The 1988-nt window shown below is 29.0% G+C and carries 3 protein-coding genes; all 3 read right to left on the reverse strand.

Annotated elements, in window-relative coordinates:
* Nucleotides 1-19: 19 nt before the first annotated feature.
* Entirely contained in the window at nt 20-868 is an 849-nt protein-coding gene (locus tag AC1DJR_RS28025; RefSeq protein ID WP_286119627.1) for a GNAT family N-acetyltransferase, read from the reverse strand.
* A gap of 27 nt (nt 869-895) precedes the next feature.
* Nucleotides 896-1636, reverse strand: coding sequence for a class I SAM-dependent methyltransferase (locus AC1DJR_RS28030; protein WP_477004051.1), 741 nt, complete (start codon nt 1634-1636; stop codon nt 896-898).
* 48 nt (nt 1637-1684) lie between these two features.
* The coding region (locus AC1DJR_RS28035) for a phosphorylase family protein (RefSeq protein WP_477004052.1) at nt 1685-1988 on the reverse strand (304 nt) is incomplete at its 5' end.

Raw genomic sequence — 1988 nt, forward strand, 5'->3', positions numbered from 1 at the left:
GAATAATTCCCTCCGCTTTTTATAGCAATAAATACATTTCATATTGTGCTAAAGAATTCTTTTCAAATCCAGATTTCTTTAAAAACCCTTCCAGTAAATTGTTGTTTGGAAACCCAATTGATAAACTTGATAACTTTAATTCTTCACTTGCTACCTGTAATAATTTCGTCCCAACACCAATATTTCTATAGTCTTTGTCTATGAAAATAAAACTAATTTTTCCTTGTTCATTTACACATACAGAACCTTTTATATCACTATCAACATATGCACCGTAAAATGTATGATTTGTTTTTTCGATATAATCAATATCATTTTGCCAATTTATATGGAAGTTTAGCCATTTCTGAATCTCAACTTTAAATGTTGGAAATTCTAATTGTTTTACTTCAATATTTTTATTACCTTTATTCATTATTTTAGTTAAATCATTTAAATTATAATAAGAAAGATCATATACTTTTTCATAACCTAATTTGTTATAAAAATGAATCGCCCGATCGTTTCCTACAATAACTTCAAGAAAAAGCTGCTTACATTTATTTTGTGTCGCTTCTTCTTTATGTAACTCAAATAACTTTTGACTTACACCAATGCCTCGAAACTCTGGATGAACAGCTAATGTTCCGCAGCGCATTGTTTTTATACTTTCATATACCTTAATACCACCAAGTATTACACCAACACATTTGTCACCGTCTAAAGCAAGAAAGGAGTGTTCTAGCATATTCCCTTCTGGTCCAAAAAATCTTTTAATAAAATCTTCTTTTGAAACTTCCATTTTAATGATGTAATCTGAAAATCCATCCTTAAAAGCTTTATACACTAAATCTATACTTACTTCACTACATCTTTTGTATTGAATCATATAAGTATAATCCCCCGCCTTGACTTGTTATAAACTGCATTCAAATACATGAAATGAATTACCTTCACCATATCCATCTTTTATTTCATGAACAACAATTTGACTAAACCCATTAGTAATAAGTATATTTTCAAATTCTTTTAAATTATATAGTCTTATAGGAAAATCCATAATCTCAGTTTCTTTTATTTTCTCATCATGAATGATTTCATATTTCAGTATAATTTTTAGAAGTTTTTGCGCCTTATCATATGAAACTTTTCTATATTCAACAATTAATTCATTGTTAATTTCTTTTCTATTTGTCTCTATCCAATCTAGAATTTGTTCTATTTCACTTCCACCTTGTACAACTGTAAGAAGTAATTTTCCATTTTCCTTTAAGTTRTTTTTCATATTTTKAAGACTATTGYCTACTAAATTATTTGGTAAAAGTGAAAATGAACCKATAGGRATCATAATAAGATCRTATTTTTTATCACTATGATATTCTTCTATTCTTCCTTGTGATACAACCGGTTTTAAGTTTAATTTTTCTGCTTTATCTTTACAAACTTTAAGCATATCTTTCGAAATATCGAACCCTTCTATATTCACACCATTTTGCATAAAGGGAATTAACATTCTACCATTTCCGCACATTGGTTCTAACACATGTATATTTTTATCTTTTGCAAAAGAAAGATAAAAATCCAATTCTTTTCCACTCGCAATTGATTTATCACTTTCATATATCTTTGTACAAAGTTCTCCATAATACGTATGCAATTATAATTCACCTCTTAATTTGAAATGAGTGGGATATTCCCCCTCTTGTTATCTATTGTTAACTACAGTAATCTCATAAACACGTAAAAAAGTAATTAAATGCTCACATGCTCGTTCACATGCTAACATTTTAAAAACCTTTTGTTCTTCTTTCGTTTTGTCATTCGCTTGATCTGAGGCAGCTTTTAAACATAGAAATGGTTTTTTATTTACATGACATACATAAGCAAATGCTGCCACTTCTTGATCAACRGCTAAAGCACCGTATACAGTATGCAGTAAATATCTCATTTCTGAACTTCGAATACGCTGATCTCCAGATAGAAATGTACCAAAATGGACCGGGTCATAC

It is taken from the genome of Bacillus sp. 05T31 (assembly GCF_056396725.1).